The sequence below is a fragment of the Xenophilus sp. Marseille-Q4582 genome, from assembly GCF_916700565.1.
Taxonomy (GTDB): domain Bacteria; phylum Pseudomonadota; class Gammaproteobacteria; order Burkholderiales; family Burkholderiaceae_C; genus Xenophilus.
In genome coordinates this window covers 13,381-35,737 of record NZ_CAKAKO010000002.1, presented here as the reverse complement: position 1 = coordinate 35,737, position 22,357 = coordinate 13,381, and the positions used below count along the sequence as shown (strand labels likewise).

Sequence of the window (22,357 nt, the reverse complement as noted above, 5' to 3'; positions counted from 1 at the left end):
GGGCCCGGCGGGCTGCACAGCGGCACCTCTGGCCTGGACGCGCACGCCGCGCTGCGCGCGGAGGCCCGCGGGAACCAGCTCAAGGGCCCCAGGGTGGAGATCCATGCCAGCACTGCACCGCGGCGGCGGCTCGCTAGCGTTCAGCAGGCGCGGGCCCCAGGCCGGGCATGAGCCGGCCGCATTGCCAGCACTGCTCGAAGCCGCCTTCTACGCGCTCGCCGCACAGGCAGAACCATTGATGCTGCGGCGGCGAGCGCAATTGCTCCAGCAGGGTCTCGGCGCGCGCATGCTGCGCCTCGTCGTCGATCCAGACTTCGGGCAGGCACTGGTCGGGCGGCAGGTGGCCGACGGCCGCCCCCAGGAATTCGCGCTGCACGCTGGCGGCGATGCCTTGGGCACGCAGCGCGTGCGCCCACAGCGTCGCCAGGGCAAGGTTGGGAGCCTGGGCCAGGCGGCGCATGGGCGGCCTGCGCCTCAGGCCCCGGGCGGCGCGTCCGGGGCCGCCTGTGGGGCTGGCCCCTTCGCTGCCTGCGCCTCCTCAGTCGCGGGCTCGGCCTGGGCTTCGCGCGCACGCTCCGCATAGCGGTTGAAGCGCCAGGCCGAATCCTCCAGCGTGATGCGACGCCAGGTCTGGCGCTTCTCGGCCGGCGTCATCGCGGGCCACAGCTGCACTTCGTCGAAACTGCGCCCGCAGCCCTTGCACTGGTCGTCGCCCTGGCTGGTGGAGCAGATGGCGATGCAGGGCGTGTCCGGCGTGGTCTCGTACCAGGCCATCCAGGCGGCCCAGGCCTCGGCGGGAAAGCCCTTTTCGCTCACCTCGTCCTCGCGGTAATAGACCATGAGGGCGTACACCTCAGCCAGCGCGCGCACTTCGGGGGCCAGCGTCACGCCATCGGGCGAGGGCTTGCGCTCGCGCCAGAAGTTGATGGCGGCTTCGATGTCGGTGATGTGGATACCGGCCATGAACAGGGCAGACGGGAAGGCGGAAAGAAGGGGCGGCGATCTTAGCCGCCCGCGCGCGGCTTGGGCGCCGGCGCGGGCGGGGCGCGCGCCGGTCCGGCGGTGCCTTGCGCCCGGGCCGCGCGTTGTGGTCCAATCGGCGGTTTCGAGGGGGAGTAGCTCCCGGCCCGGCCATGCACGACAGCCCTGCTGTGGCGCTTGGCCAGAGGCTGTTGGTCCGTCGTCAATACGAAGCGCGAGCTTCCGGCGGACCGGGGTGCCCAGGCTGTACGTTCGCAATGCGCGGCGTGCAAAGAGGGCGCCGAGCAAGACCTTTGATAGGCCCGTTGCGGGCAGATCAAGGCCGTGCTCCCGTTTCGCGCCGCATGCGCGTGCGCCGCGTCCGGCGAATGTCCTCGATCCTCCGCTGCGGGCCGTCAAGCGGGAAGATGGCAAGGTGCCATGTTCCCATCCGTGACAGACACTGAGGATCCTATGGATTTCCTGACATCTCCCGCGTTCTGGGTCGCACTCGGCCAGATCATCATCATCGACATCCTGCTCGGCGGGGACAACGCGGTCGTGATCGCGCTGGCCTGCCGCAAGCTGCCGCCCGAGCAGCGCAAGAAGGGCATCATCTTCGGCACCGCGGGCGCCATCGTGCTGCGGGTGATCCTCATCGCCTTCGCGATGACGCTGCTCATGGTGCCGTTCCTGAAGTTCGTCGGCGCCATCCTGCTGATCTGGATCGGCGTGAAGCTGCTGGTGCCCGAAGAGGAGGGCCACGGCGACATCCAGGGCAGCGACAAGCTTTTCGCCGCCATCAAGACCATCATCGTGGCCGACCTGGTGATGAGCGTGGACAACGTGATCGCCATCGCCGGCGCCGCGCAGAATGCGGGCGAGCACTCGCTGCTGCTCGTGATCCTGGGCCTGCTGATCTCGATCCCGATCATCGTGTGGGGCAGCCAGCTGGTGATCAAGCTGATGGAGCGCTTCCCGCTGATCATCACGCTGGGCGGCATGCTGCTGGGCTGGATCGCCGGTGGCATGATGGTCACCGACCCGGCCTTCGTCACGCCCGACAAGTGGACCTTCCTGCCGAAGTTCGGCACCGTGGACGAAAAGGGCCTGGCCGTGGTGTCCAACACCGTGTACTGGACCTCGCACATCGCCGGTGCCCTGCTGGTGCTGGCGCTGGGCAAGTTCTTCGCTTCGCGCAAGAAGCCCGACGCCGCACACGGTTGATCGCCTGATCCGACGGCACCCTTGCGTCACAGTGCAGGGGTGCCGTTTTTTCATGGGTGCCGCAATCGCCTGCGGTGCCCTATGCCAAGGAATCCCGATGGAACGAGTGATCCTCTACGTGGACGATGCCAGCCATGCCTTGGCGCAGCTCGAACAGTTGCGTGCGTCGGGCCTGCAGCCCACCCACTGGGTGCTGGCCGCCTGCGCGCCGCGCATGACCAGCCGCATCAGCAAATGGGTGAGCCACAGTGCGCGCGAGAACTGGCGCGTGAAGTGGTTCGCGCGCCTGCAGGAGACGCTCGCGCCCGCGCTGCAGGCCGAGGGCGCGCAGTTCACCGCCGTGCTGGCCCAGGGGCCGCTGCTGGCGCTGACGCAGCAGTTGCTGCTGGCCCATGGCGCGGCGCGCGTGATCGACCTGCGCCGGCCCAAGGTGGGCGCGGCGCTGGAGCCCGTGCAGTCCCCCGCCCGGCCGGCCGCTGCGCCGTCGCCGCGGCGCGGCAGCGCGCTGTCGGGCGGCACCCTGGGCGTCGGCGCGCTGATGCTGCTGGCCCACGCGCTGGGCGAGTAAGCCGGGCCTCGGGCCCCGCGCGCGGCGCCAATGCGGCTATGCTGACGCCATGCGACTGATCCTCCAATGGCTGCTGAGCGCCCTGGCGCTGCTGGCCGTCACCTACCTCTACAGCGGCGTGCGCGTGGACAGCTTCACGAGCGCGCTGATCGCCGCGGCCGTCATCGGCCTGCTCAACCTGGTGGTGCGGCCGATCCTGGTCGTGCTCACGCTGCCGGTCACGGTGGTGACGCTGGGCCTGTTCCTGTTCGTCATCAATGCGCTGATGTTCTGGTCCGCCTCGGGCCTGCTCGGCGGCTTCCACGTGGACGGCTTCTGGGCGGCGCTGCTGGGCTCGCTGCTCTATTCGCTGCTGAACCTGGTCATCGACCGCGCGCTCGCGGGCGTCAACCGGCGCTGATGCGGGCGGCCGCGGGCCGCGGTGGCGTCAGCCGCGCTCCTGCTGGCGCAGTTCCTCGGCCTGCTCCTTGACCTTCACCTCGTTCTCGCGCGCGCGCGTGTCGATGATCGAGGCCTCGTAGTGGTCGATGGGCACCGGCCCGCGCCCCCCGGCGTTGTTGCGCACCAGGTCCTGCGCGGCCTTGAAGCGGTCGCGCGCGCCGACGTAATCGAGGATGGCGACGTTGGCCTCCGCCTCGGCGCGGATGGCGCGCAGCGGGTCGTTGGCCGCGTGGTACAGGCCCGCCAGCGCGCGCCAGGCCGTGGCGTCCTTGGGCCGCACCGCCACCCAGTCGCGCAGCGCCGGGATCAGCGGGCCGGGCTGGCCCGTGGCCTGCGCCACCTGGGCCGCCAGCAGCAGGTGCGCGCGGCTGCGGTCGGGTTCGGCGCCGGGCGGTGGCGCCAGCAGGGCCTGGGCCGCCTGCGGGTTGCGGCCCATCAGTTCGATCTCCACCGACAGCAGGCGCGCCAGCCGCGCCGCCTCGGCGTCGTCGCGCGTCGATTCGCGCAGCCGGGCGGCGGCGGTGCGCGCGGCCGGCAGATCGTTGAGCTGCGCCGCCGAAAAAGCCGCCGCATACAGCGTGCCCGCGCGCGCGCCGGCCGACTGCTGCGCCAGATCGCCCGCCTCGGCCGCGCGCACCCAGGCGCGCAGCGCGTCCACGCCAGGGCGCCCGAGCACGCGGGCGCGCGCGGCCATCATGGCGTGGTCGGCCCGCAGCGGCAGGCCGCCGCGCGGCGCATCGGCGCGGAACTGGAAGCGCGCCTGCATGTCGGTGATGCGCTCGCTGTTGAGCGGGTGGCTGCGCAGGTAGGGGTACGAGCCGTTGTCGTTCAGGCGCGAGGCATGCTGCAGCCGCTCGAACATGAGGGCCGCACCCTGCGGCGCGAAGCCGGCCTGCGTCATCACGCCGTAGCCGATGCGGTCGGCCTCGCGCTCCATGTCGCGCGAGAAGTCCAGCTGCTTTTGCATCGCCATCGCCTGGCCGCCCATGATCATGGCCTGCCCCAGGTCGCCGCTGCTGCGCCCGCTCTTGCTGGCCGCCAGCGCGCCCAGGATCATGGCCGCCAGCAGCATGGGCGTCTGGCGGTTCTGCGTGGTCATGATGCGCGCGATGTGGCGCTGCGTGACGTGCGACAGCTCGTGCCCCAGCACCGAAGCCAGTTCGTCGCGGCTGCCGGTGATCGCGATCAGGCCCGTGTGCAGCCCGAAGTAGCCGCCGGGCAGCGCGAAGGCGTTCACGCTGCGGTCGCGGCCGATCATCAGCTCCCAGGCAAAGCGCTCCTCCAGCTCGGGCGTGAGCTCGCCGCGCGTGCGCGCGGCCGCCAGCAGCTTCTGCCAGATGGCGTCCACGTAGCCGTCGAGCACCGGGTCCTCGAGGTAGTCCGGGTCGCGGTACAGCTCGCGCGCGATGGAGTCGCCCAGCCGGCGTTCGGCCCCGACGCCCATGTCCACCGCATCGCCGAGCCCGGGCAGGCCCTGCGCCCGCGCGGGAGTGGGCGCCAGCACCTGGCTCAGCGCCAGCAGGCTGACGAGCAGCGCCTGGCGCAGGCGCGGGCGGCGCCCGGCGGGGGCGGCGGCACGACGAAGGGACGGCAAAGGCATCAGACGCATCGGTGGCGCGGGACGGCCGGGCGGCCGCCCCGGGAAGGATGGCGAGGCCCCGTATGATGCGCCACTGCACCGATCGTTCACATGAGTTCCTCGCCGCTCACCCATTTCGACGCCCAGGGCCAGGCCCACATGGTGGACGTGGCCGCCAAGGCCGCGACGCACCGCGTGGCCGTGGCCAGCGGCCGCATCGAGATGCAGCCGGCCACGCTGGCGCTGATCGAGACTGGCGGCGCGAAAAAGGGCGACGTGCTGGGCGTGGCCCGCATTGCCGGCATCCAGGCCGCCAAGAAAACCAGCGACCTGATCCCGCTGTGCCATCCGCTGGCGCTCACGCGCGTGGCGCTCGCCTTCGAGACGCAGGCCGCCCCCGTGCCGGCCGTGCATTGCACCGCCACCGTCGAAACCGTGGGCCCGACGGGCGTGGAAATGGAAGCGCTCACCGCCGTGCAGGTGGCGCTGCTCACCGTCTACGACATGTGCAAGGCGGTGGACCGCGGCATGACCATCACCGGCGTGCGCGTGGAAGAAAAGCGCGGCGGCAAGTCGGGCGACTGGACCGCGCCGCCCGCACCCCCCCGTCTTCCCGCTCAGCCCTGACGCTCAGCCCCGCGGATGCGCCGCCGCCGCGGCGCGCTGCGGCAGCGCGACCCGCTGGCCGCCGCGGCGCAGCGTTTCGGCGCGCGCACGCAGCTGGCCGCAGCCGCCGTCCACGTCCTGCCCGGCCGAATCGCGCAGCTTGGTCAGGATGCCGCGCGCTTTCAGCGTGCGGGCCAGCGCCTCGCAGCGCGCCCATTCCGGGCGGCTGAAGCCGGCGCCCTCCACGGCGTTGAAGGGGATGAGGTTCAGCAGGCCCCTGCGGCCCGACAGCAGGCGCACCAGGCCCTCGATCTCGTCCTTGCCGTCGTTCACGCCCTCGAGCAGCGTCCACTGGTACTGCACGGGATGGCCTGAGGCCTGCGCATAGCGCTCGGCTTCGGACACCAGCGCCTCGGGGCTCAGGTCGGGCGCGCGCGGCAGCAGGTGGCGGCGCCGCGCCCCATCGGTGCTGTGCAGCGACAGGGCCAGGGCGGGCTTGACCGCCTGGCGGTGCAGGCGCTCGAAGGCGCGCGGATCGCCCACGGTGGAGAAGACCAGCTGCTTGTGGCCGATGCCGCCCACCGTGCCCAGCAGGTCGATGGCCTCCAGCACGTTGTCCAGGTTGTGGGCCGGTTCGCCCATGCCCATGAACACCACCTTGCGCACCGGCCGGCGCTGGCGCGCCAGCGCGACCTGGGCCACGATCTCGGCGCTGCCCACCTGGCGCAGCAGGCCGTCGCGCCCGGTCATGCAGAAGCGGCAGCCCACCGCGCAGCCGACCTGGGAGGACACGCACAGGCCGCCGCGCGGCAGCAGCACGCTTTCGACGCGCTGGCCGTCGGCCAGCTCCACCAGCAGGCGCTCCGAGCCGTCGGCCGCCGGGTGCGCCGAATGCACGCGCGCCAGGCCGGCCAGTTCGGCCTCGATGGCCGGCAGGGCCGCCATCAGCGCGGCCGGAAAGAAGCTGGCGGGCCGACGGCGGCCGCTGTCGCGCGGCTGGGCGTGGGTCCACAGCCGCAGCACGCGGTGCTCGTGGCTCGGCCCGGCGCCGGCCGCGCGCAGGCGCTGCTTCAGCTCGTGGATGCGCATGCGGTCGCGGCCGGGAACCACTGAGGGCGCGGCCGGCTCAGGCGCCGCGCGCGTAGGCCGCCAGCAGCGCGTGCACCTTTTCCACGCCCTGCGGCGTGGAGGCCACCTGCAGCGGCGCCTGCCCGCCGAGCAGCGGATGCGCCCGGCGCATCCAGCGGTGCGCGTCCTCGCCCAGCACCTGCGCGGCGCGGGCGTGCAGCGCATCGAGCGCGCTCGTCAGGGAGGCGCGCGGGGCGCGGGCCTCGCGCGGCGCACGGGCCTCGGCCGGTGCCGCGGGCGGTGCCGCGGGCGGCATGGCCGGCGCGCCGGCCGCTGCGGGCGCTGCCCCGTGCTGCAGGCGCACGCTCGCGTATGGCTTGAGCGCGGCCAGGCCCTCGGCGATGCTGAAGCCCGCCGCCTGCAGCTTGCGCGCGTAGGCGTCGGCCAGGGTCTTGAGCTCTTCGACACGCAGCCGCTGGCGCTGTTCTTCCAGCGCATCGCGCGCCTGCAGCAGGCGCTGGATCTCGGCTTCGAGATGGGTCAGGGAAGGGGTGGGAGAGGTGCCGTGCATGGGGAGGCAGCGCTTCGATCGTCAGGGGCGGGGCGCTGGTTCAAGACCCCGATTGTCTTCGCTCCGGCCGGGTGGCGTGCGGTGGCGGCTCACACGGCCGCCGCAAGTGCCTTTTCGATGTCCGCCGCCAGCGCTTCGGGCTTGTCCAGCGGGGCATAGCGGCGGATCACCCGGCCGTCGCGGCCCACCAGGAACTTGGTGAAATTCCATTTGATGGCCGTGCTGCCCAGAAGGCCCGGCTTTTCCTTCGTGAGCCACTGGTACAGCGGCAGCGCGCCGGGGCCGTTGACCTCGACCTTGGCCATCATCGGGAAGCTCACGCCGTAGTTCTTCTGGCAGAAGGCGCCGATCTCGTCGTTGCTGCCCGGGTCTTGGTGGCCGAACTGGTTGCTCGGAAAGCCCAGCACGGCGAAGCCCTGGTCCTTGTACTTCCGGTACAGCGCCTCCAGGCCCGCGAACTGCGGGGTGAAGCCGCACTGGCTGGCGGTGTTCACCACCAGCAGCACCTGCCCGGCGTAGTCCTGCAGTTTCACCGGGCTGCCATCGAGGCGCTGAACGTCGAAGTCGTGCAGGGTGGTCATGGGGGGCTCAAGGAGTGGCGGGGCGCCGATGATCGCGCGGCGCGGGCGCCCTCGCAACGGCCGCCCACAGCGCCGCGCCCATCAGCAGCAGGCCGCCCGCGGCCACGCGCGGCGTGAGCTGGGCCGCGCCGGCGGCCACGGACGACACGGTGGCGAACAGCACCTCGGACAGCAGCAGCACCGACACGGTGCCCGCGGCGAGCCGCACGGCGCCGTATTGCAAGGCCACGTTGGCGACCGCGAAGCCCACGGCCAGCATCGCGATCCAGGGCAGCCAGGCCAGGTCGGCCGTGAGCACGGGCGGGCGCGACAGGCCGGGAAGGCCGAGCAGGCCGCCGGCCAGGGCCACGCCGAGCGGCACGCCCGCGCAGCCCAGGAACATGGCCGTCGCCCGCCATTCGCCAGGCGCCTGCGCGGCCCGGCGCAGGAACACGTTGGTGAGCGCGAAGCCGAAGCCCGCGCCCAGGCCCAGCCAGTCGGGCAGGCTCGCGGGCAGCGGCCAGGCGCTGCCCGGTGCCTTGAGCACCAGCGCCACGCCGCCCAGTGCGAGCGCCATGCGCGCCAGCGCGGCGCGCGTGGGCCGCTCCCCCAGCAGCGCCCAGGCCAGCAGCACCATCCACAGCGGCATCAGGTAGAACAGCAGCACCACGCGCAGCACGTCGCCCTGCGTCACGCCCCAGTTGAAGCCGGCGTTGGTCAGCCCCGCGGCCAGCCCCAGCCACCACAGCCGCGGCCCGCTCAGCGCCCCGCGCAGCATGCCGGGCCGCAGCGCCAGCACCACCGCGATGATCGACAGGTAGACCAGCGCCGTCGTCCACAGCGGATGCCAGCCCAGCGCCCCCATCTGGCGGAACGGCACCCAGGACAGCCCCCAGACGAAGGCGTTGAACAGAATGGCGAGAACGGGCATGGGCATGAAAAGAAGAACCGAGCCGGCTGTTCGGAAACCAGCCGGCGAGCGAAGCGAAGCCCTCAAGGCGGCAAAGCCGCCTGGGGGTTGCTAGTGATGCTTATCACTGCGCGCAATCTGCAGCAGATGCTCCACTTCCTCGGGGTGCAGGCGCAGGTTGCGCCGGTGCCACCCCCAGATCAGCACCATGAAGGCCGCGACCACGGCGCCGAAGGCCGTGATGGCACCGAAGGCCGAGAGGCCGATCCAGGTGCACAGCACGTAGAAGGCGCCCAGCAGCAGGATGCAGGCCTGCTCGTTGAAATTCTGCACCGCGATCGAGCGGCCCGCGCCCATCAGGTTGTGGCCGCGGTGCTGCAGCAGCGCGTTCATGGGCACGACCACGAAGCCGCCCAGCCCGCCCAGCAGCATGAGGAAGGGAATGGCCGCCCACACGTTGTCGACGAAATTCATGCCCATCACCAGCGCCCCCATCAGGATGCCCAGCGGGATCACGCGCGTGGCGATGTCCAGTCGCATGTAGACCGAGGCCACCACGGCGCCCACGGCTGTGCCCACCGCCAGCACGCCGGTCAGCGCCGAGGCCTTGGTCGTGTCGTAGCCCAGCGCCAGCGCGGCCCAGGGCAGCACGATGTACTTGAGGTTGCCGCTCGCGCCCCAGAACAGCGTGGTCGTGGCCAGCGAGATCTGGCCCAGCTTGTCGCGCCACAGGCGCGAGTTGCAGGTCCAGAAGTCGGGCAGCAGCTGCAGCATGTTGGCGGCCAGCCCGCGCTGCGGGTCGGCGCGCAGCGGCCGCATTTCCACGCCGGTGTGCGGGATGCGCGTGTTGAACCAGGAGGCCAGCGCGTACACCAGGATCAGCACCAGGATCGCGGCTTCGGCTTCGTTGTCGATGCCGAAGTCGAAGAAAGGGAAATCGAAGGCCAGCAGATGGGTCGAAATGGCGGGCCCGATGAGCTGGCCGCCGAGCACGATGCCCAGGATGATGGACGCGATGGTCAGGCCTTCGATCCAGCCGTTGGCCTTGACCAGCTGCGAAGCGGGCAGCAGTTCCGTCAGGATGCCGTACTTGGCCGGCGAATAGGCCGCCGCGCCCAGGCCCACCACCGCGTAGGCCAGCAGCGGGTGGCCGCCGAAGAGCATCATCAGGCAGCCCGCGACCTTGATCGCGTTGCTGATGAACATGACCCGGCCCTTGGGCAGCGCGTCGGCAAAGGCGCCCACCAGCGGCGCCAGGCCCACGTAGAAGACCGCAAAAATGGGCACCAGCGCGGCGCGCTGCCATTCCGGCGCCCCCGCGATGCGCAGCAATTCGACAGCAGCGACGAAAAGCGCCTGGTCGGCCAGTGACGAGAAGAACTGGGCCGACATGATGGTGTAGAAACCGCGCTTCATCGATAGGCTGGCGGGCCGTGGGCAGGGCTGGCGTGGGCGGTTGAAGGGCTGCTCGCCCGCGCCGGGGTGCGCGCGGGGCCGTGGTTTATAGCACGCACCCCTGCTGCCAAAATGGCGGCCATTCCCTTGGCAACGGGGGTGTTTTCCCCGCTTGCCAGGCTCATCGGGAAACCGTTTTCACATGCCGCGTCCGATCCTCGCCACCATCCATCCCGCCGCGCTGCGCCACAACCTCGACCAGGCGCGTCGCCGCGCCCTGCAATCGCGCGTGTGGGCCGTGGTCAAGGCCAACGCCTACGGGCACGGCATCGAGCGCGTGTTCGACGCCTTCCGCAGCGCCGACGGCATCGCGCTGCTGGACCTGGCCGAAGCCGAACGTGTGCGCGCACTCGGCTGGCGCGGGCCGCTCCTGCTGCTCGAAGGCGTGTTCGAGCCGCGCGACCTGGAGCTGTGCTCGCGCCTCGCGCTGTGGCACACGGTGCATTGCGACGCGCAGATCGACTGGCTGGCCGCGCACAAGACGCAGCAGCCGCATCGCGTGTTCCTCAAGATGAATTCGGGCATGAACCGGCTGGGCTTTGCGCCCGGGCGGCTGCGCAGCGCCTGGGCGCGCCTGAATGCGCTGACGCAGGTGGACGAGGTCTCGCTGATGATGCATTTCAGCGACGCCGACGGCCCCAAGGGCATCGACGGCGCGCTGGCGGCCTTCGACGAGGCCACGCGCGACCTGCCGGGCGAGCGCTGCGTCGCCAACAGCGCCGCGCTGCTGCGCCATGCCGAGCGCACGCGCGCCGACTGGGTGCGCCCGGGCATCGTGCTGTACGGCAGCGCGCCCGACTATCCCGAGCACGACGCCGCGCACTGGCACCTGCAGCCCACGCAGACGCTGGCCACGCGCCTGATCGGCGTGCAGCAGCTGCAGCCGGGCGACAGCGTGGGCTATGGCTCGCGCTTCGTGGCCGAGCAGCCCATGCGCATCGGCGTCGCGGCCGTGGGCTATGCCGACGGCTACCCGCGCGTGGCGCCCAGTGGCACGCCGGTGCTGGTCGACGGCGTGCGCACGCGGCTGGTGGGCCGCGTGAGCATGGACATGGTGACGGTGGACCTCACACCCGTGCCTCAGGCCGGCCTGGGCAGCGAAGTGGTGCTGTGGGGCCGCGCGGGCACGCTGCCGCCTTCCGCGGCCACGGGCATGGCCCGGCCGGTGGACAGCCACGCCGTGCTGCCCATCGACGAAGTGGCCCATGCGGCCGGCACCGTGGGCTACGAGCTGATGTGCGCCGTGGCGCCGCGCGTGCCGGTGGCGGTGGAAGAAGAAGACGGCGCGGGTCTGCCGGCTTGAAAGTCCTGTCCAACTGGCGCGCCGTGCGCCTGTGGGAAACGCAGCTCGAACGCGAGCTGCACCGGCGCCACCACCTGCGCCTGCACGGCTTCTTCATCGGCAGCTTCATGCTGCTGGTGATGTGGGGTGTGGCCGCGCTGCAGATGCATCTGGGCGTGCAGTCGCTGGCGCTGCGTTATCTGGTCACGCTGGGCGTGGGCTACCTCGTGTACCTGGGGGTGCTGCGATGGTGGGCGCAGCGGCTGGTGCAGCGGCGCAGGGGCCTGGACCTGGAGGTGCCCGACCTGTCGGGCGGCTCCGGTTCCGGCAGCGGCGGTGGCGCTTCGCCGACGTCCGGGGGATCGGTGCCGCTGCCGCGCACGGGCGGCGGCGATTTCGCGGGTGGGGGCGCGAGCGGCGATTTCAGCGGCGGCAGCGCCCACAGCGTGGCCGAGGCCGGCGGTGAAGGCCTGGGCCAGCTGGCCAGCGGCGCCTTCGAGGTGGCGGGCAGCGCCGACGAAGGCGCGGTGATCGTGGTGCCGGTGGTCGCGGTGTTCCTGGTCGGCGCGGCGGTGCTGTTCGGCGCCGGCTCGCTGGTCATCATGTATTTCGGCTTCGAGGCGCTGCTGGCCGTGGCCATCGAGGTGGCCTTCTCGTACACGGCCGCCCGCACGGCGGTGCGGGTGTCGCGCGAAGGCTGGCTGAGTGCGGCGGTGCGCCTGACCTGGAAGCCGCTGCTCGGCGCGCTGGTCTGTGCCGTGGTGCTGGGCCTGAGCATCGACCACTTCCTGCCGCAGGCGAATTCGCTGCCCGAGGCCTTGAAGCTGCTGCGCGCCCGCTGAGCGAGGTGGGCGCGCCGCGCGCCCTCACACCGTGGCCGGCAGCGTCGCCAGGTCGATCACGAAGCGGTACTTCACGTCGCTCCTGAGCATGCGCTCGTAGGCCTGCTCGATCTGGTCGGCGCGGATGGGCTCGATGTCCGACACGATGCCGTGCTCGGCGCAGAAATCCAGCATCTCCTGCGTCTCGGCAATGCCGCCGATCAGCGAGCCCGCGAGGCGGCGGCGCTTGAAGATGAAACCGAAGACATTGGGCGAGGGGTGCGGCGAGGCCGGCGCGCCCACCAGCGTCATCGTGCCATCCAGCTTGAGCAGCGCGATGAACGGATCCAGCTCGTGCGGTGCGGCCACCGTGTTGAGGATGAAGTCGAAGCTCGCGCGATGGGCCTTCATCTCGTCGGCGTTCTTCGACACCACCACCTCCTTGGCGCCCAGACGCAGCGCGTCCTCGCGCTTGCCCGGCGAGGTGGTGAACAGCACCACGTGCGCGCCCAGCGCCGCGGCCAGCTTCACGCCCATGTGGCCCAGCCCGCCCAGGCCCACGATGCCCACCTTCTGGCCCGGCCCCACCTGCCACTGGCGCAGCGGCGACCAGGTGGTGATGCCGGCGCACAGCAGCGGTGCCACGGCGGCCAGCTGCGAGGCGTCGTGCGTCACGCGCAGCACGAATTTCTCGTGCACCACGATGTGGTCCGAATAGCCGCCGTAGGTGTTGGCCTTCGTGCCCTGTTCGCGGCCGTTGTAGGTGTCGGTGAAGCCCTTGTCGCAGTACTGCTCCAGGCCTTCGCCGCAGGGGCGGCATTGCTGGCAGCTGTCGACCATGCAGCCCACGCCGACGAAGTCGCCGACCTTGAATTTGGACACGCCCTCGCCCACGGCGCGCACGCGGCCCACGATCTCGTGGCCGGGCACCACGGGGTAGCGCGTGCCGCCCCATTCGTTGCGCGCGGTATGCAGGTCGGAGTGGCACACGCCGCAATGCAGGATGTCGATGAGCACATCGCGCGGGCCGGGCTCGCGGCGTTCGATGGCGAAGGGGGCCAGCGGCGAATCGGCGGACTGGGCGGCGTAGCTGCGGGCGATGCTCATGCGCTTCTCCTGGGGGAGCGGGATGGAGTACGGGCATGGTAGCGGCAGCGTCGATGCACCCTGTCGCGAAAGGTTCCCCCCGTTCCCCGACCCGGGAAGGGACGCAGGGCCAAAATAGGCCGATGGACCATTTGCTGGATCAGATTTCCGAGACCGTCAGTTCGGCCCGCACCCTGGAAGAGTTGACCCGCCCGCTGCTGGAAATGCTGGAGTCGGTCACCGGCCTGGAGTCCACCTACCTCACGACCATCGACCTGCAGCAGAGCATCCAGAGCATCCTTTACGCACGCAACGTGGGCGGCATGCAGATTCCCGAAGGGCTGTCGGTGCCCTGGGGCGACACGCTGTGCCGGCGTGCGCTGGACGAGGGACGGCCCTTTGCCGACGACGTGGCCGCGCGCTGGGGCGATTCGCAGGCCGCGCGGGCGCTGGGCATCCAGACCTACCTGAGCACGCCCGTGCATCTGGCCGATGGCTCGCTCTACGGCACGCTGTGTGCCGCCAGCGCGGCGCGCCATGAACTGCCGCAACGGGCGCAGCGCATGCTGTCGCTGTTCGCGGCCCTGATCGCGCAACAGGTGGAGCGCGAACAGCTGGTGCACAAGCTCATCGAGGCCAACTCGCTGCTGCGGGCCTTTGCCACGACCGACCCGCTCACCCAACTGGCCAACCGCCGGGCGCTGCAACAGGAGCTGGGACGGCGACTGGCCCTGGCCGCGCAGCGCGGCACGCCCGTGATGGTGGCCTTCGTGGATCTGGACGGCTTCAAGGCCATCAACGACCGCCATGGGCACGACGCCGGCGACCAGTTCCTGGTCGCGCTGGCCGGGCGTTTGCGTGTCGTGCTGCACGCGGACGAAATGGCGGCCCGCATGGGCGGCGACGAATTCGTCATCCTGGCATGGGGGCCCGCCGACCCGGCGGCGCAGCCGGGCGCGGAGCAGGCCTTGCGCGACCGCGTGTTCGAAGCGACGGTGGGCGACTACCGGCTGGAGGGCGACCTGCGCCTGCCCTATGCCGGTGCCAGCGTGGGCGTGCTGGGCGCCGCCCCCGGCATGCTGGACGCAGTGCAGGTGCTGCGCGCCGCCGATGCCGCCATGTACGCGGTCAAGCGCCGGCGGCAGGCGTCCTCGGCACCGCGCGCGCCTGAGCCACTGAACAGGCTCTGAGACTCAGGCGTACAGGCTCAGCGTGCGCGTGCGCAGCCGCGCCAGGCCCAGCAGCGCATCGGTAAAGGGCGTGGCGACGCCGCAGCCCTGGCCCAGCTCGCGCACCACGCTCACCAGCGCATCGAGTTCCACCGGCCGGCCGGCCTCCACGTCCTGCAGCATCGAGGTCTTGAAGGCGCCGAGCTTGCGCGTGACGGCATGGCGGTCTTCGGGGCTCTGCTCGATGGGCACGCCGATGCGCGCGCCGATCTCGCGCGCCTCCAGCATCACGGCCGAGATGAAGCCGCGCACCAGCTCGTCGTCGAGGATCCTGTCCGTGGTCGCGCCGGTCAGCGCGCTGATCGGGTTCACCGTCATGTTGCCCCACAGCTTGAACCAGATGTCGCGCTGGATCTGCGGCGACACCGTGGCGCCGATGCCGCCGCGCTGCAGCCGGTCGGCCAGCTGCTGCACGCGCGGCGTGGCCTGGCCGGAGGGCTCGCCCAGGATCAGGCCGTTGCCGAAGTGGTGGCGCACCACGCCCGGCGCATCGAGCGAGCAGCTGGCATGCACCACGCCGCCGATCACCTGCGGGCCGGGAATGGCGGCCGCGATGCGCCCATGCGGGTCGATGGACGCGAGCGGGCGCCCCGCCAGCGGTCCGCCGAAGCCGCCTTCCAGGAACCACCAGGGCACGCCGTTCATGGCCGTGAGCACGACCGTGTCCGGCCCCAGCAGGGGCGCGATCTGCTGCGCCACGGCCTCGAGTGCGGGCGCCTTCACGGCGATGACGACCAGGTCCTGCGGCCCGAGCTCGGCCGGGTCGGCCACCGCGTGCACGGGCGCGCGCTGGCGCGTGCCGTCGGCGCGCACCAGTTGCAGGCCTTCCTGTTGCAGGGCCGCGAGCGTGGCGCCGCGCGCCACCGCGTTCAGGCGCGCGCCGGCCTGGGCCAGGGCGATGCCGATCCAGCCGCCGATGGCGCCGGCGCCGTAGATGCAAGTCTTCATGGGGGTGTGTGCAGGAAAAGAGAAGAAGGGCGGGAACCGGCCATTGTGCAGAAGGTGCGCAACGGGGCGCCGGCAGCGCCGCCGCGGCCGTGCGCACCAAGACAAAGGCCGCCCGCAGGCGGCCTTCGGCGGGGGCGCGAACGATCAGGAATCGGCCTTGAAGCCCACCTTCTTGACGATCGGGCCCCACTTGGCCGTGTCCTTCTTCAGGATGTCGGCCAGCTCCTGCGGCGAGGAGGACATGGCCTCCAGCCCGAAGGTGCCCAGCCCGTCGATCACGTCCTGCGAGGCCAGCGCGGCCTTCATGTGGCCGTTCAGGCGCGTCACCAGCTCGGGCGAGGCCTTGGCCGGCAGGAAGAAGGCGAACCACTCGCTGTGCGCCATGTCGGGCAGGCCCTGCTCGACCAGCGTGGGCACGTCCGGGGCGAAGCGGCTGCGCTTGGCGCCCGACACGCTCAGGATGCGGATCTTGCCGCTGGCCAGGTGCTGCGTGATGTCGCCGATGGGGCCCGACACGGCCGAGATGTTGCCGCCCAGCAGGTCCAGCATGGCCGGCTGCGTGCCTCGGTAGGCGGCATGCTTGAGCTCGACGCCGCCGTGCTGGCCGATCAGCGCGCCCACGAAGTGCGGCGTGGAGCCGGCGGCGGGCGAACCGAAGTTGGCGCCGGCCGGGTTGGCCTTGGCCCAGGCTAGGAAGTCGGCGATGTTCTTGACGCTGGCCGGCACCGAGGGGCCGACGGCGAAGCCGAAGTCGAACACGCAGCCCAGCGACAGCGGCGTCAGGTCGTTGACCGGGTCGTAGGGCAGCTTGCTGTAGATGTGCGGATAGATCGTCAGCATCGAAGTGGGCGTCTGCAGGATCGTGCCGCCGTCGGCCGGGCGGCCTTTGACGTAGCTGATCGCGATCTGGCCGCCGGCGCCGGTGCGGTTTTCCACCACGGCGGCTTTGGCAAAGCCCGGCTGCAGCTTCTGCGCCACGCGGCGGCAGATGGTGTCGGAGGTGCCGCCGGCCGCGAAGCCGGTGATGATGTTGGTGGTTTCGAGGGTGGCCTGGGCGAAGGCCTGCTGGCCGATGCTGGCCAGCAGGGCTGAGGCGCCCGTGGTCTGCAGCAACTGGCGGCGGGTGAAGTGCATGGGATGTCTCCGGGGATTCGGGGGGGCGCCGACCGGCGGACGGCGCACGAAAGGCCGCTATTGTTTCTGAAAGTGACGCCGCGTGGGCTCCGCGTTTACGCGACGTTGCGCCGGGCTGGACAGGGCACGGATGCGGCCCCGGGGCCGCGCGCGAGCGTGCTCCGTCGCTCAGTACCCGCTTGCGCCGGGCCCCGCGGACGCCGCCGCGCCCGGAAAGCGCGCCCGCAGCGCCTGGGCGGCGCCGGCCAGCAGCGCGGTGTCGATGCCCACGGCCACGAACTGTGCGCCGGCGCCCAGCCATTGCCGGGCCGGGCCTTCGGCCGTGGCGAGGATGCCGGCCGCCTTGCCCGCGCGGCGGATGCGCGCGATGCCGTCGGTAATGGCCGCCTGCACCTCGGGATGGTTCGGCTGGCCGACGAAGCCCATCGAGGCCGACAGGTCGGCCGGGCCGATGAACACGCCGTCCACGCCGGGTGTGGCCGCAATCGCGTCCAGGTTCTGCATCGCCTCCACCGTTTCGGCCTGCACCAGCAGGCAGGCCTGGGCGTTGGCTTCGTGGATGTAGTTCGGGTAGGCCTGCCAGCGCGAGGCGCGCGCCAGCCCGGCGCCCATGCCGCGGATGCCTTCGGGCGGGTAGCGCATGGCCTGCGCCAGTTGCGCGGCCTGCTCGGCCGTGTCCACCATCGGCACCAGCAGCGTCTGCGCGCCGATGTCCAGGTACTGCTTGACCAGCGCCGTCTCGCCCACGGGCAGGCGCACGATGGGGTGCGGGCGCGGCGCGTTGGCCGGCAGTGCCGACACCGCGCTGGCCACGGCCTGCAGCTGGGCCAGCACCGAGCGCAGGTCGTTAGGCGCATGCTCGCCGTCGATCAGCAGCCAGTCGTAGCCCGTGCCGGCCAGCAGCTCGGTGGCGTAGGGATCGGCCAGCCCGACCCACAGGCCGATCTGCGTGCGGCCGTCGGCCATGGCTTTCTTGAAGAGGTTCGTGGGCGTTTGCATGGCGGGGTTCCGAAGGACGGTGGGCGCGGGAAAGAGGGCGCTAGTGTGCCGCGGATGCGCGGGCGGCGTGCGCCGAGCCCGTCGGGGAGGCCGGCCGGGCCGCACCGCCCGCACTTCCTACACTCGGCCGATGGCCAAGGAAAAGTCGATCTACGTCTGCAGCGAATGCGGGGGGACCAGCCCCAAGTGGCTGGGCAAGTGCCCGGCCTGCGGGGCCTGGAACACGCTCATCGAGCAGGCCAGCGCGCCGCCCGCCGCGGCCGGGGGGCAGAACCGCTACGGCGCCATGCCCTTCGCGTCGCTGGCGGGCGCCACCGAACTCACCGTGCTGTCCGAGATCGAGGCGCGCGACGTGGCGCGCACGCCCACGGGCCTGGAAGAGCTGGACCGCGTGCTGGGCGGCGGCATCGTCGCGGGCGGCGTCACGCTGATCGGCGGCGACCCGGGCATCGGCAAGTCCACGCTGCTGCTGCAGGCCACCGATGCCTTGCAGAACGCGGGCCAGATCGCGCTGTACGTGACCGGCGAGGAAAGCGGCGCGCAGGTGGCGCTGCGTGCGCGCCGCCTGGGGCTGGAGCGCTCGCAGGTGCAGGTCATGGCCGAGATCCAGCTGGAAAAGATCCTGGCGACGCTGGACGCGAACCGGCCCGCCATCGCCGTCATCGACTCGATCCAGACCGTGTACTCGGACCAGCTCACCTCGGCGCCCGGCTCGGTGGCGCAGGTGCGCGAATGCGCGGCGCACCTCACGCGCTTCGCCAAGGCCAGCGGCACGGCCATCGTGCTGGTGGGCCACGTGACCAAGGAAGGCGCGCTGGCCGGCCCGCGCGTGCTCGAGCACATGGTGGACACCGTGCTGTACTTCGAGGGCGACACGCATTCCAGCTTCCGCCTGGTGCGCGCCATCAAGAACCGTTTCGGCGCCGTGAACGAGATCGGCGTGTTCGCGATGACCGAGAAAGGCTTGCGCGGCGTGGCCAACCCCAGTGCCATCTTCCTGAGCCAGCACACCGAGCCGGTGCCCGGCAGCGTGGTGCTGGTGACGCTGGAGGGCACGCGGCCGATGCTGGTAGAGATCCAGGCCCTGGTCGACGACGGCGGCCCGAGCCCGCGCCGCCTGTCGGTGGGCCTGGAGCGCGACCGCCTGGCCATGCTGCTGGCCGTGCTGCACCGGCACGCGGGCGTGGCCTGCGCCGACCAGGACGTGTTCGTGAATGCCGTGGGCGGCGTGCGCATCGGCGAGCCGGCGGCCGACCTGGCCGTGCTGCTGGCCATCACCAGCAGCCTGCGCGGGAAGGCGCTGCCCAAGGGCTTCGTCGCTTTCGGCGAAGTCGGCCTGGCCGGCGAGGTGCGGCCCGCGCCGCGCGGGCAGGAGCGCCTGCGGGAAGCGGCCAAACTCGGTTTCTCGGTGGCCGTGGTGCCCCGGGCCAACGCGCCGAAGAAGGGCGCCCGCGAGCTCGAGGGCCTCACGATCCATGCGGTGGACCGCGTGGAAGAGGCGCTGGCGGTGGTGCGCGGGCTGGACTGAACGGCGCCGTGGTGGCTCGCCATGAAGAGGACTTGCGCCTCCGTTATGCTGCCGCCCCTGAGATTCCGGGAGTTCCGACCATGAAGCCATCTGTTCCCCTTGCCGCGCTGGCCCTGGCCTGCGCCGCTGCCCTGCCGGCCTGGGCCGAGAGTTTCACGTCCTCGGCGTCCAGCGCCGGCTCCTCGGCCAGCTCGGCCTCGTCGGACTCGATTTCCAGCTCCAGCAACAGCAGCAGCGGCAAGGACAAGACCGCCGCGATCCAGGATGGCGACTACCGGGTGGCCGCCGTCGCGCCCGTGCCCGCGCAGGCCGACAAGGTGCGCCTGCACCTGGAGCCGCAGGGCATCGCCCGGGCCGAGCCCTTCCAGCTCGACGTGCCCTTGCAAGCCCTGGGTGGGCAGGCGCCGGCCGTCGGCGACATCGTGCAGGCGCGCCAGCGCGTGTACGGCGTGCAGTTCACGCGCGCCGCGGCGGCCGAGCCCTTCCTGCTCGTGCTTGCCGACACGTGGAGCCAGCAACTGCGCTCGCGCCCCGTCACGCCTTGAGCCGGGCAGCGCGGCGGGGCACGCAGGCGCGCGCTTCGGCCGGGGCGGGCCGCTTGCTGCGGAGCCTGGGGGTGGCCGCGGCGGCGGCCGGGGCCATGGCCGCTTCGCAGGCCAGCGGCCTGGCGGCCCAGGCGGGCTTGCACAGCGGCCTGCTCACGCCCTTCTGCCAGCCCTCGAACACGCAGAATGCGCGGGCGCAGGACCGGGTGCTGCGTTTCGCCGGCGCGGTGCAGCAGGTGCTGGAGGCCAGCGGCGAAGAGGTCGCGCTGATCTCGCGCAGCGGGCTGGACCTGACGCGCTTCCACCTGCGCTACTCCCACGCGGGCGTGATGCTCAAAAACGGCAGCGAGGTGCCCTGGTCGGTGCGCCAGCTGTACTTCGACTGCGAAGAAGGCCATCCGCGCCTGTTCGACCAGGGGCTGGCGGGCTTCCTGATGAGCGCCGATTCGCCCGATCTGGGCCACATCGCCCTCGTCTTCCTGCCGCGCGAAGCGGCCGACCTGCTGCTGCGCGCCGCGCAGGACCGGCCGCGGGCGCTGCGGCTGCTGGCGGCCACCTACAGCGCCAACGCCTACCCCTTCAGCCTGCGCTACCAGAACTGCAACCAGTGGGTGGCCGAACTGCTGGCGACGGCCTGGGGCGAGCTGCCGGACGGCCCGGACCTGCGCCAGCGCGCGCAGGATTGGCTCAAGGCCGCGCACTACCGGCCGACGGCGGTGCAGATCGACTCCCATCTCACCAAGTTCGCCGGCGGCTGGATGCCCTTCCTGCACCTGGACGACCACCCGGTCGACGACCAGTTCGGCCTGACGCTGCAGGTCAGCATGCCCGAGGCCCTCGAGGCTTTCGTCCGCGCCCGCTGGCCGCAGGCGCGCCGCGTGGAGCTGTGCATGGACCATGAGAAGGTCTTGCAGCGGGAAGGCTGGACGCCCATCGGCATGGGCTGCGAAGCCGCCGTGGGGGACCGCGTGGTGGAGCACCTGGATGGGCTGGCGCCAGAACGCGCGCGCCCGCCCGCGCAGAGCGGCGATGCCGGCGTCAAATGACGACCGTTGCCCGTTGTTGACGGCTGGATGCGTCATGAACGCGCCAGCCCTGTTCGGGCCTCGGAAAATATCCGTATAAAATTCGCTGCGTGTTCGACCCGTCCGGCGCGCCTTGCCGGCCTTCGGGTTCCGTAGAAAGGCTCTGCTGCCTTTTGCCCCTCGTCCACGACCGTGTTGTGGGCTTCTTTTCGAAAAAGCGTTCCGTCTGCACCGGGCCCGGCCCGGCGCCGATCATCCGGCGGGAACATTCCGAGGAGGACTTTTCATGCAACTCATCGTCTCCGCCGCGATCATCGCGGCCGTCGTGCTGTGGGGGCTGATCTCGCCTGCCACGCTCGGCGCCTTCTTCAACACGCTGCTGGCCGACGTCACGCGCACCTTCGGCTGGTTCTACCTGTGGGTGGTGCTGGGGCTGGTGGTGCTGGCCCTGTTCCTGGCCATGAGCCGCTACGGCAACCTCAAGCTCGGGGACGAGGACGACGAGCCCGAGTTCTCGGTCGGCGCGTGGTTCGCGATGCTCTTTGCGGCCGGCATGGGCATCGGGCTGGTGTTCTGGGGCGTGGCGGAGCCCGTTTCGCACTACATGAAGCCGCCGCCGGGCATCGCGCCCGGCACGCCCGAGGCCGCTGGCGCGGCCATGCGCTACGCCTTCTTCCACTGGGGCTTCCACCCCTGGGCGATCTACGGCATCGTGGGGCTGGCGATCAGCTTCTTCACCTTCCGCCGCAAGGCGCTGCCGCTGGTCAGCTCGGCGACCGAAGCCCTGCCATGGCGCTTTGCCAGGCACCTGACGCCCGTGGTCAACGTGCTGGCCGTGGTGGCCACGGCCTTCGGCGTGGCAGCTTCGCTGGGCATGGGCGCCACGCAGATCGGCGGCGGCCTCAACCGCGTCTTCGGGCTGCCGCAGAACGCCTGGACGCAGTCGCTCATCATCATCGTCACCACGATGTGCTTCGTGGCCTCGGCCGTCAGCGGGGTGGGGCGCGGCGTGAAGTGGCTGTCCGTCGGCAACCTGTACCTGGCCGGCGCGCTCGCGCTGGTGGTGCTTTGCATCGGCCCCACGGTGGCCATCATCGACACGCTGACCAATACGCTGGGCGCGTACATCAGCGAATTCGTGCGCATGAGCCTGCGCATGTCGCCCTTCCGTGAGAACACCTGGATCGGCGACTGGACCATCTTCTACTGGGCCTGGTGGCTGGCGTGGTCGCCCTTCGTCGGCCTGTTCATCGCGCGCGTGTCGCGCGGGCGCACGGTGCGCCAGTTCCTGGCCGGCACGGTGCTGGCGCCGAGCCTGCTGGGCTTCGTGTGGTTCGCCATCTTCGGCGGCACGGCCCTGAACTTCGAGATCTTCCGCGGCGTGCCGCTGGCCGAGGCGGTGGCCAACAACGTCGCCACCACCATGTTCGTGATGTTCGAGGCCATGCCGGCGGGCCTGCTGCTGTCCATCGTGGCGACGGTGCTGGTGTTCGTGTTCTTCGTCACTTCGGGCGACTCGGCCACGCTGGTGCTGGGCACCATGAGCACGCAGGGCAACCCCGACCCGCCCAATCGCGTGAAGGTCATCTGGGGCGTGCTGGTCGCGGCCATCGCGCTGAGCCTGCTGCTGGCCGGCGGCCTTGACGCGGTGCAGACCGCCACCATCGTCTTCGCGCTGCCCTTTGCCGTGGTGCTGGTGCTGCTGGCCGTGTCGGTCACCCTGGCCATCCGCGAGGACTGGCGCGCCGAGGACCGGCGCGAGCGCGCGCTGCGCCGCAAGATGCGCGAGATGGTCAAGGAGTGACACCGGGCCGG

Annotated in this window: 23 protein-coding genes; 11 read left to right on the top strand and 12 right to left on the bottom strand. The window is 71.4% G+C overall.

Features of this window, described 5'->3' with window-relative positions; translation table 11 throughout:
* Positions 1–133 precede the first annotated feature (133 nt).
* Together LG388_RS05560 and LG388_RS05555 are read right to left on the bottom strand one after the other, a co-directional pair.
* A complete protein-coding gene (locus LG388_RS05560; protein WP_225781871.1) occupies positions 134–460 on the bottom strand; it encodes a putative signal transducing protein in 327 nt (108 codons plus the stop codon).
* Between the two features lie 14 nt (positions 461–474).
* Positions 475–963, bottom strand: a complete 489-nt coding sequence (locus LG388_RS05555; protein WP_225781870.1) for a DUF3717 domain-containing protein — start codon at positions 961–963, stop codon at positions 475–477.
* A gap of 471 nt (positions 964–1,434) precedes the next feature.
* Here LG388_RS05555 and LG388_RS05550 point away from each other — a divergent pair, with 471 nt between their 5' ends.
* The 3 genes from LG388_RS05550 to LG388_RS05540 all read left to right on the top strand — a co-directional run bounded on the left by LG388_RS05550 (position 1,435) and on the right by LG388_RS05540 (position 3,155).
* The gene (locus tag LG388_RS05550; RefSeq protein ID WP_225781869.1) at positions 1,435–2,187 is read left to right on the top strand and encodes a TerC family protein; all 753 of its coding nucleotides are present in this window, start codon (positions 1,435–1,437) and stop codon (positions 2,185–2,187) included.
* 97 nt (positions 2,188–2,284) lie between these two features.
* Entirely contained in the window at positions 2,285–2,755 is a 471-nt protein-coding gene (locus LG388_RS05545; RefSeq protein ID WP_225781868.1) for a hypothetical protein, read from the top strand.
* A gap of 49 nt (positions 2,756–2,804) precedes the next feature.
* Positions 2,805–3,155, top strand: coding sequence for a phage holin family protein (locus LG388_RS05540; protein WP_225781867.1), 351 nt, complete (start codon positions 2,805–2,807; stop codon positions 3,153–3,155).
* Between the two features lie 27 nt (positions 3,156–3,182).
* Here the strand turns inward: LG388_RS05540 and LG388_RS05535 are convergent, their stop codons facing one another.
* Positions 3,183–4,796: a M48 family metalloprotease gene (locus tag LG388_RS05535; protein WP_225781866.1), complete on the bottom strand. Its 1,614-nt coding sequence runs from the start codon at positions 4,794–4,796 to the stop codon at positions 3,183–3,185.
* A 90-nt stretch (positions 4,797–4,886) separates the two neighbouring features.
* On the opposite strand from LG388_RS05535, the gene moaC reads away from it, so the two are divergent.
* Positions 4,887–5,402: a cyclic pyranopterin monophosphate synthase MoaC gene (moaC, locus tag LG388_RS05530; protein ID WP_225781865.1), complete on the top strand. Its 516-nt coding sequence runs from the start codon at positions 4,887–4,889 to the stop codon at positions 5,400–5,402.
* A 3-nt stretch (positions 5,403–5,405) separates the two neighbouring features.
* Here the strand turns inward: moaC and LG388_RS05525 are convergent, their stop codons facing one another.
* The 5 genes from LG388_RS05525 to lplT all read right to left on the bottom strand — a co-directional run bounded on the left by LG388_RS05525 (position 5,406) and on the right by lplT (position 9,906).
* On the bottom strand, positions 5,406–6,470 hold the full coding sequence (locus LG388_RS05525) for an RNA methyltransferase (protein ID WP_225781864.1): 1,065 nt from the start codon (positions 6,468–6,470) through the stop codon (positions 5,406–5,408).
* A 37-nt stretch (positions 6,471–6,507) separates the two neighbouring features.
* Positions 6,508–7,020, bottom strand: coding sequence for an MbcA/ParS/Xre antitoxin family protein (locus LG388_RS05520; RefSeq protein WP_225781863.1), 513 nt, complete (start codon positions 7,018–7,020; stop codon positions 6,508–6,510).
* Positions 7,021–7,109: 89 nt separating this feature from the next.
* Positions 7,110–7,601 carry a glutathione peroxidase gene (locus tag LG388_RS05515; protein WP_225781862.1) on the bottom strand — a complete coding sequence of 164 codons (492 nt, stop codon included), beginning with the start codon at positions 7,599–7,601 and terminating at the stop codon, positions 7,110–7,112.
* Positions 7,602–7,608: 7 nt separating this feature from the next.
* Positions 7,609–8,511, bottom strand: a complete 903-nt coding sequence (locus tag LG388_RS05510; RefSeq protein ID WP_225781861.1) for a DMT family transporter — start codon at positions 8,509–8,511, stop codon at positions 7,609–7,611.
* Positions 8,512–8,601: 90 nt separating this feature from the next.
* A complete protein-coding gene (gene lplT / locus LG388_RS05505; RefSeq protein WP_225781860.1) occupies positions 8,602–9,906 on the bottom strand; it encodes a lysophospholipid transporter LplT in 1,305 nt (434 codons plus the stop codon).
* Between the two features lie 181 nt (positions 9,907–10,087).
* Between lplT and alr the strand changes: the two genes are divergently transcribed.
* The gene (alr, locus tag LG388_RS05500) at positions 10,088–11,248 is read left to right on the top strand and encodes an alanine racemase (RefSeq protein WP_225781859.1); all 1,161 of its coding nucleotides are present in this window, start codon (positions 10,088–10,090) and stop codon (positions 11,246–11,248) included.
* The gene (locus LG388_RS05495) at positions 11,245–12,069 is read left to right on the top strand and encodes a hypothetical protein (protein ID WP_225781858.1); all 825 of its coding nucleotides are present in this window, start codon (positions 11,245–11,247) and stop codon (positions 12,067–12,069) included. The genes alr and LG388_RS05495 overlap by 4 nt, the downstream gene beginning before the upstream one ends.
* A gap of 24 nt (positions 12,070–12,093) precedes the next feature.
* Here the strand turns inward: LG388_RS05495 and LG388_RS05490 are convergent, their stop codons facing one another.
* A complete protein-coding gene (locus LG388_RS05490; protein ID WP_225781857.1) occupies positions 12,094–13,155 on the bottom strand; it encodes an NAD(P)-dependent alcohol dehydrogenase in 1,062 nt (353 codons plus the stop codon).
* 122 nt (positions 13,156–13,277) lie between these two features.
* Between LG388_RS05490 and LG388_RS05485 the strand changes: the two genes are divergently transcribed.
* The gene (locus LG388_RS05485) at positions 13,278–14,324 is read left to right on the top strand and encodes a GGDEF domain-containing protein (RefSeq protein ID WP_225781856.1); all 1,047 of its coding nucleotides are present in this window, start codon (positions 13,278–13,280) and stop codon (positions 14,322–14,324) included.
* Between the two features lie 3 nt (positions 14,325–14,327).
* On the opposite strand, the gene LG388_RS05480 is transcribed toward LG388_RS05485, so the two are convergent.
* The 3 genes from LG388_RS05480 to LG388_RS05470 all read right to left on the bottom strand — a co-directional run bounded on the left by LG388_RS05480 (position 14,328) and on the right by LG388_RS05470 (position 17,444).
* Positions 14,328–15,311, bottom strand: coding sequence for a 2-dehydropantoate 2-reductase (locus tag LG388_RS05480; protein ID WP_225781855.1), 984 nt, complete (start codon positions 15,309–15,311; stop codon positions 14,328–14,330).
* Positions 15,312–15,455: 144 nt separating this feature from the next.
* Positions 15,456–16,445 carry a Bug family tripartite tricarboxylate transporter substrate binding protein gene (locus tag LG388_RS05475; protein ID WP_225781854.1) on the bottom strand — a complete coding sequence of 330 codons (990 nt, stop codon included), beginning with the start codon at positions 16,443–16,445 and terminating at the stop codon, positions 15,456–15,458.
* 168 nt (positions 16,446–16,613) lie between these two features.
* Positions 16,614–17,444, bottom strand: a complete 831-nt coding sequence (locus LG388_RS05470) for an aldolase/citrate lyase family protein (protein ID WP_225781853.1) — start codon at positions 17,442–17,444, stop codon at positions 16,614–16,616.
* A 130-nt stretch (positions 17,445–17,574) separates the two neighbouring features.
* Here LG388_RS05470 and radA point away from each other — a divergent pair, with 130 nt between their 5' ends.
* From radA to LG388_RS05450, 4 genes are all read left to right on the top strand, one after another.
* Positions 17,575–18,972, top strand: coding sequence for a DNA repair protein RadA (gene radA / locus LG388_RS05465; RefSeq protein WP_225781852.1), 1,398 nt, complete (start codon positions 17,575–17,577; stop codon positions 18,970–18,972).
* A gap of 80 nt (positions 18,973–19,052) precedes the next feature.
* Complete coding sequence (locus LG388_RS05460) at positions 19,053–19,517, top strand: hypothetical protein (RefSeq protein WP_225781851.1); 465 nt, start codon at positions 19,053–19,055, stop codon at positions 19,515–19,517.
* Positions 19,518–19,612: 95 nt separating this feature from the next.
* Positions 19,613–20,563 (top strand): DUF2145 domain-containing protein, encoded by a 951-nt coding sequence (locus LG388_RS05455; protein WP_225781850.1) that lies wholly within the window; start codon positions 19,613–19,615, stop codon positions 20,561–20,563.
* A 265-nt stretch (positions 20,564–20,828) separates the two neighbouring features.
* Positions 20,829–22,346, top strand: coding sequence for a BCCT family transporter (locus LG388_RS05450; RefSeq protein ID WP_225781849.1), 1,518 nt, complete (start codon positions 20,829–20,831; stop codon positions 22,344–22,346).
* Positions 22,347–22,357: the final 11 nt, after the last annotated feature.